General features: G+C 37.7%; 8 protein-coding genes. 1 reads left to right on the forward strand and 7 read right to left on the reverse strand.

The features are described from left to right. Positions 1–36: 36 nt before the first annotated feature. From arsC to KS419_RS14090, 7 genes are all read right to left on the reverse strand, one after another. Positions 37–456 carry an arsenate reductase (thioredoxin) gene (arsC, locus tag KS419_RS14060; RefSeq protein ID WP_217067027.1) on the reverse strand — a complete coding sequence of 140 codons (420 nt, stop codon included), beginning with the start codon at positions 454–456 and terminating at the stop codon, positions 37–39. 47 nt (positions 457–503) lie between these two features. After that, complete coding sequence (gene arsB, locus KS419_RS14065; RefSeq protein ID WP_217067028.1) at positions 504–1,580, reverse strand: ACR3 family arsenite efflux transporter; 1,077 nt, start codon at positions 1,578–1,580, stop codon at positions 504–506. Positions 1,581–1,603: 23 nt separating this feature from the next. Then, positions 1,604–1,951: an ArsR/SmtB family transcription factor gene (locus tag KS419_RS14070; protein ID WP_246594099.1), complete on the reverse strand. Its 348-nt coding sequence runs from the start codon at positions 1,949–1,951 to the stop codon at positions 1,604–1,606. A 479-nt stretch (positions 1,952–2,430) separates the two neighbouring features. Further along, positions 2,431–3,147, reverse strand: a complete 717-nt coding sequence (locus KS419_RS14075; protein WP_217067030.1) for a TraR/DksA C4-type zinc finger protein — start codon at positions 3,145–3,147, stop codon at positions 2,431–2,433. 168 nt (positions 3,148–3,315) lie between these two features. Continuing rightward, on the reverse strand, positions 3,316–3,804 hold the full coding sequence (locus KS419_RS14080) for a spore coat protein (protein WP_217067031.1): 489 nt from the start codon (positions 3,802–3,804) through the stop codon (positions 3,316–3,318). A 236-nt stretch (positions 3,805–4,040) separates the two neighbouring features. Continuing rightward, the gene (locus tag KS419_RS14085; protein ID WP_217067032.1) at positions 4,041–4,277 is read right to left on the reverse strand and encodes a hypothetical protein; all 237 of its coding nucleotides are present in this window, start codon (positions 4,275–4,277) and stop codon (positions 4,041–4,043) included. A 23-nt stretch (positions 4,278–4,300) separates the two neighbouring features. Further along, on the reverse strand, positions 4,301–4,678 hold the full coding sequence (locus KS419_RS14090) for a hypothetical protein (RefSeq protein WP_217067033.1): 378 nt from the start codon (positions 4,676–4,678) through the stop codon (positions 4,301–4,303). Positions 4,679–4,856: 178 nt separating this feature from the next. On the opposite strand from KS419_RS14090, the gene KS419_RS14095 reads away from it, so the two are divergent. Next, positions 4,857–6,104, forward strand: a complete 1,248-nt coding sequence (locus KS419_RS14095; protein WP_217067034.1) for a hemolysin family protein — start codon at positions 4,857–4,859, stop codon at positions 6,102–6,104. Positions 6,105–6,420: the final 316 nt, after the last annotated feature.

The following is a 6,420-nucleotide window of genomic DNA, read 5'->3' on the forward strand; positions in this document are numbered from 1 at the left end:
GGAAGCCGAATCGGAATTCGGCTTCTACATGAGATATTATTTACCTGTTTCAGCAAATGTTTTAATTCGATCTCCAATTTCATCTCTTACTCGTTGAAAAACAGCCCATTTCTCTTCGTCAGTTCCTTCTGCTTTTGCAGGATCATCAAATCCCCAGTGAACACGATCTTTATTTGGTGGTGTTGCAGGGCAGACATCATTTGCATGACCGCAAAGTGTAACAACCAAATCTGCTTTTTGTAAAAGATCTTGATCGATCGTATCCGATGTTTGATCTGTAATATCAATGTCCAATTCCTGCATCGCTTTTACCGCCTTAGGATTAACACCATGTGCTTCTATTCCGGCAGAATATACCTCGTATTTATCTCCTAAATACTTTTTTCCCCACGCTTCCGCCATTTGACTTCGGCAAGAATTTCCTGTACATAAAAAGTAAATAATTGGCTTTGTCATCGTTTAAACTCCCTCTCATTTTTGGTTATACTTCCTTTTGGTGCCCGTCAATTCTTTGAAAGGCTATTTTCTGGAAACCAATGCTTTGTTTTATTAGCAATTCGGACAAGATATAACATTAACGGAACTTCCACAAGGACCCCAACTACCGTTACAAGTGCTGCCCCATGATTTAAGCCAAATAATGCAATTGCTACAGCAACGGCAAGTTCAAAGAAATTACTGGTACCAATCATTGCTGCCGGTGCAGCAACACTATGTTGTATTCTCCACCACTTCGCCCAAAAATAAGCAACCACAAAGATGAATAGTGTTTGGATGATTAGTGGAACGGCAATTAATCCAATGTGTAAAGGATTACCAATGATTACTTCCCCTTGGAAGGCAAAAAGAATGATTAGCGTTAGTAATAAGCCTACAATAGTAAATTTCCCTGCAGCTTTTAAATAAACTTTTTCAAACCATTCCATCCCTTTTCGTTTGACTATCAGTACCCTTGAGATGTATCCTGCCGCTAATGGAATAACGATAAATAATAGGACAGATAAAAATACAGTATCTAATGGAACAATCACATTATTTACCCTAAGTAAAAGTGCTACAATTGGTCCGTATGCAAAAATAAGAATTAAATCATTTACAGAAACTTGCACGAGGGTGTAACCTGCATCACCTTTCGTTAAATAACTCCAGACAAAGACCATCGCAGTACATGGCGCAGCACCTAACAATACGGCCCCAGCGATATATTCTGTAGCTAGACTTTCTGGAATAAATGGACTAAAAATAAATCGGAAAAACAGCCAGGCAAAGAAAAACATTGTAAATGGCTTAATTAACCAGTTTACAACAAGGGTAATAACAAGACCCTTTGGTTTCTTTCCGGCATTGACAATGCTCGAAAAGTCCACTTTAGCCATCATTGGATAAATCATTAACCAAATTAAGATAGCTACCGGAATGGAAACTTGAGCATATTCAAATTGTTCTAATGTTTGCGGAACTATAGGAAGCCATTGTCCTACACCAATTCCAATAAGTATACAGAGGGCAACCCAAAGTGTTAAATATCGCTCAAAAAAACTAAGACCCTCTCCTTGTTGTTTTGTTACATCTGCACTCATAGCCTCTACTCTCCTGCCTTTTTTTAGTTACAACACACTCTTAAACCTTTGATTTCAAGGGTTTGGATTCGTTCTTTCTGATCAGGAAGGTGTTTTACAATGCTTTCCACAAGAGGAAACACTTCTGAGTCCTTATTCACCCGATAAAATATCCATTGCCCCTGCCTTCGCTCCGTTACGATATTAAATGATTTAAGTTTTGCCACATGCTGGCTGATGGATGGTTGACTCATTTTTAGAATCTCCACTAACTCACAAACACAACATTCGTCAGACATCAAAAGGGAAACAATTGTTAATCTAGTCTTATCTCCCATTAGTTTCAAAAGTTTTGACCCCTGATCTAAATCAATCATAGGTAGGGTTGTCATATTCATCTCCCCCTTTCACAAGTATTATATAAGCACTCACTTATATAATCAACCATTTATATATTAAGAATTTATGTCACCCTATTCATAATATGAAAAGCGCAAGCAACTATGGTCACGAGCGTAGGGCAGTGGAGGAATGACAGCTCGAAGTCCGCTCTTTGACTTCAGTTGTCACTTCCGAAGTGCCCCACAACGAGTAGGCGCTGGAGCTAGACAAAGAAAAGCGCAAGCAACTATGTGTCTTCCTCTACTCGTAGTGCCAAAACATATACATTAAAAGATAACCCTATCCAATAAGTAGGATAGGGCTTTTACGAATTATTTTTTTCTCTAATAATAATCGGAATCTGTTTTAATAACTTGGTTCATCATTTATTTACAAAAAAGCCATTCTCTTCACCAACTAACAATTCCATTGGAATGACAGTGAAAGTTGCAAGCATACAGTTGTAATACTATCGAGGTTGTTTATCTGCTTAACCTTTACTTTTATCAAAAATGGAATCGGCATCATTTTCTTCCAAATAATTCTCATACTTCCTGTGATCAATACTAACACCGGAATAATTCCCCTCAATATCTGCAGTTAATATCCCTTCAACATCTTCAACAATTCCAACTTTCTCCTCTGATTCCACAAACATATTATTATAATCCTTTTCCGTATCATTAAAATCTGATGGGGTTTCAGAAGAACCATAAATACTTACCGCCTGCCAAGCATCTTCCGCATCAAAGAATGTCTGATTGTCCAGATTTTCATCGTACTCAAATTTCCCAAATGCAGGCTTCAATACATCTTCTTCCACTGGACGCTCATTAGTAACCACATTTTCCTCAGAGTGTGTTATACACCTTTTAGTCGTTGGAACTGCTTCCAGCCTTTCGTATGGTATGGGTTCACCACATTTTTCACAAACTCCATATTCCCCTTCATCCATTGCCTTTAGTGCTATATTTATTTGATCAAGATAATGTTCTGAGTGTTCATTTAATGCTAGATCCTTTTCTCTTTCGTACAATTCCGTCCCTTGATCACCTGGGTGATTGTCATAATTTGATAATTCCCCAACGGATTCTTTCGCATGCGCAAATCGCAATCCATAATTTTGCCCATTTAGACGACTTTCTAAATCCCTTTTCATTTCTGTTAAAGTCTCTTTTAGCTGAGTGAACTGCTCTTTTGTCAGCACCAGATCACCTCCAATTCTTTTGCTTTCCTTTGTAGTATGCTTCGTATCAAAAACAACTTCCTGCAAAGATATTGGAATCTCTTCTAAAATACAAGGGCAAATTTGAAGTTTTTTACAGGCCTGTCCACGTTAATTAACCTCCAGGCTTTCCAGCCGGAGGTTTGTTCACTATTCTTCACGCATAGACAATGCTTTTTTTGCATTTTTCATATCATTTGCCAAAAGCTCCTCTAAGTTATAGGCAGGATAGTAATTACTCTTTTCCATAAATTCAAATATTTGGGCATGTAAATCAATACAGTCATTTAATTGCTTTTTTAATACTTTCCTTACCTCTGGAGTAGCTGTTTCCGTGATCGCAATCGCGTAATTTCTCACCGTCGCCTTAGCTAGTCCCAACAAATCACCAGCATAAAATGGTGTAAGATTCCGGTCCGTCTCTCCTCTTGATTCATCTCGGGGCATGTCTGGGAAAAATTCTAATAATTCCTGTAGATTTTTACTCATTCCCTTTATAGCTTTCTGATAAATTTTCTTAAGTTCAACGTTTCTAATATCAGGGAAAGACATTTTAACTTTCATTAACCCATTCGCCTGAAACGCCACCAACTCGTGAATCTCCAATGTTTCATGCCATGCTAAATGCTCCTTATGCATTCTTTTCCTCTCCTTAATTGTTTTATTTACAGCACTAACATAGGGTATTCGTTTAGAGGTTGTTTCAGTTCCAATAATTTACATCTTTAAGATGATAGAGAAATAGACTGGGACACAACTTAAGTGTTTTACTTAGAATGGGAATACACAACCATTGCGAAATATAGTTCCAAACAAATAATATGCATCAATATCTCATTGATAAAACACTTTTGTCCCAGCCTTTAGCCGTAAGACTATAAGGAGTTATTTTCATTTTGCTGACGCAATTCTTCCTTTGCCAAATCCCGATTTGCTTCCTCTAGGTTCTTATGTTCATTTACAGAATCACCAGGGTAGTATTGATTTGACTCCAAGGGATCTCTGGAGCTTGTATCGGTTCTTACTGTATATTCAGCTTCCGTTGGTGTATCTGTTAATGTTGAATGATCCGCTGCAAAGCTGTTGTTTTTCCCTTTTTTATCTTTTGCCATTCCCTTTACCTCCTTTCCAAAAATTATCTGATATACTCTGCATTATAGCTATTATCTCCAGCATGGACTGCTAATAGAGTATTTGCATAGCCAACAAGACGCTGAATAAGCTCATCTGAAATGGCATATACAAGTGAATGAAGTTCTCTGTCAAATAATTTAGGGTCATCATATATTACAGTTGTATTAATAAAAATTTCTCGGTTTCCTTGTAATTCATAATGAATGATTGCTTTTCCTGCTGCCCCTCCTGTCTTTAGATCACGATAATTGGGTAAGAAGATATACCATTCTTCCGCAGTTGCTGAACGAAAATTCTTTGTAAATGTCAGACCGCTAATTTCATCATAAATTTTATTTTCCATTTCTGGTGAAATTATTTCTATCACTTGCTTATTCATCCCAATCAAGCTCCCTACTCCGCTTTAGTCATCTTTATTTTTCGGTTAACCTTTGTGTTGAATTCATCCAGATTTTAGAAGTAACCCAATTTATATTAAACATCCATTCTTATCAAAATTAAGATGTTGGGAACGATAATTTTATAAGGGGAAAAAAGCATTGACTGGAGGTGGAAAAATGGTTGAAATACCCGTTGGTCTCATTATACTTTTATTGCTTTTAATTTTGATGTCAGCCTTTTTTTCCTCTGCCGAAACAGCTTACTCCAGTGCAAACCGGATAAGGGTAAAAACATTGGGAGATGAGGGAGATAAAGGGGCAATCCGATCCCTCTATATTTTAGATCATTTTGATAACGCCCTTTCCACTATTTTGGTGGGTAACAACTTAGTAAACATTGCCCTTGCGACAATATCGGCAAAGATTGCTACTGATATTTTCGGACCAAATCTCGGGGTCTTTATCAGTACAGTTGTTGTTACTACGCTTATCCTAATCTTCGGAGAAATTCTTCCAAAGTCATTAGCTAAAGAGTTTGCAGAAAACGTGTCTGCTAAATTCTCTTGGGCTTTGCTTATTTTAATGAAAATTCTTATACCTGTAACCTGGCTGTTTTTACAGCTGAGAAAATACGTTTCTAGCCTCATAAAAAGGGATAGCACTATACCTTCTGTGACAGAAGAGGAGTTAAAAGCCCTCGTAAACATTAGTAATGAAGAAGGAATTATTGATGAAGAAGAAATGGAATTGGTTCATCGGTCCTTTGATTTTAATGACATTATCGTTGCAGAAGTCTTTAAGCCGCGAACAGATATGGTAGCCGTTGATACTAAAGAAGAGATCAAAACGATTAAAGATGTTTTTATCCATGAAAAATACTCGAGAATTCCGGTCTATGAGGGCGATATCGATAACGTTATAGGTATTTTGTCTGAACGGGATTTTCTAAAGGCTTACATTGAAAATGGGGAAAATGTAAAGATCACTCCACTTCTACGGCAGCCTGTTTTTGTTGTGGAATCCATGAAAATTCACACACTACTTCCACAATTACAAAAGAATAAGGGGCATATGGCTATCGTAATTGATGAGTATGGTGGTACATCGGGGTTGATTACTTTAGAGGATATTCTCGAAGAACTTGTTGGGGAAATATGGGACGAACATGATGAAGACACACAGCTCTTTCAAAAAATGGATGACCATACCTTTTTATTTCATGGAGATTTCCCCATTGATGACTTTGTCCGCCTTACAAAAGTGGAACTTCCAGACACAACATACCATACGCTAGGGGGCTGGTTATCAGATGTATTTCAAAGAATTCCAGCTAAAGGTGAAGAATTAAACTATGAACAAGTAGTAATAAAAATAACCGAATCAGATGAACGTAGAATCCGCTTTGTGAGCGCCACCATTAAATAACAGTGGGTCTTGATACTACCCGCTGTTATTTAATGTTTTTTGACAATTTTGAAATGTTTGTCTATTCTCTCGGAAATATTCACGAAAATTCTCACTTTCTACACTTTTATAAGAAAAGCGCAAGCGCCTTTGGTCACGAGCGTAGGGCAGTGGAGGAATGACAACAAGAAGTCCGCTCTTGACTTCTGTTGTCACTTCCGAAGTGCCCCGCAGCGAGTAGGCGGTGGAGCTAGACAACTTGCCCGAAGGTGCCAAAACTTATACTTTCTTACCTTTTAAGAAAAGCGCAAGCGCCTTTGGTCACGAGCGTAGGGCA

The organism is Evansella tamaricis, from assembly GCF_019042215.1.
GTDB classification, from domain to species: domain Bacteria; phylum Bacillota; class Bacilli; order Bacillales; family Salisediminibacteriaceae; genus Evansella; species Evansella tamaricis.

What these genes read in the sequence shown, in the direction of transcription:
- arsC (WP_217067027.1), bottom strand. Translation starts at nt 456, where the DNA reads ATGACAAAGCCAATTATTTACTTTTTATGTACAGGAAATTCTTGCCGA.
- arsB (WP_217067028.1), bottom strand. Translation starts at nt 1,580, where the DNA reads ATGAGTGCAGATGTAACAAAACAACAAGGAGAGGGTCTTAGTTTTTTT.
- KS419_RS14070 (WP_246594099.1), bottom strand. Translation starts at nt 1,951, where the DNA reads ATGACAACCCTACCTATGATTGATTTAGATCAGGGGTCAAAACTTTTG.
- KS419_RS14080 (WP_217067031.1), bottom strand. Translation starts at nt 3,804, where the DNA reads ATGCATAAGGAGCATTTAGCATGGCATGAAACATTGGAGATTCACGAG.
- KS419_RS14085 (WP_217067032.1), bottom strand. Translation starts at nt 4,277, where the DNA reads ATGGCAAAAGATAAAAAAGGGAAAAACAACAGCTTTGCAGCGGATCAT.
- KS419_RS14090 (WP_217067033.1), bottom strand. Translation starts at nt 4,678, where the DNA reads ATGAATAAGCAAGTGATAGAAATAATTTCACCAGAAATGGAAAATAAA.
- KS419_RS14095 (WP_217067034.1), top strand. Translation starts at nt 4,857, where the DNA reads ATGGTTGAAATACCCGTTGGTCTCATTATACTTTTATTGCTTTTAATT.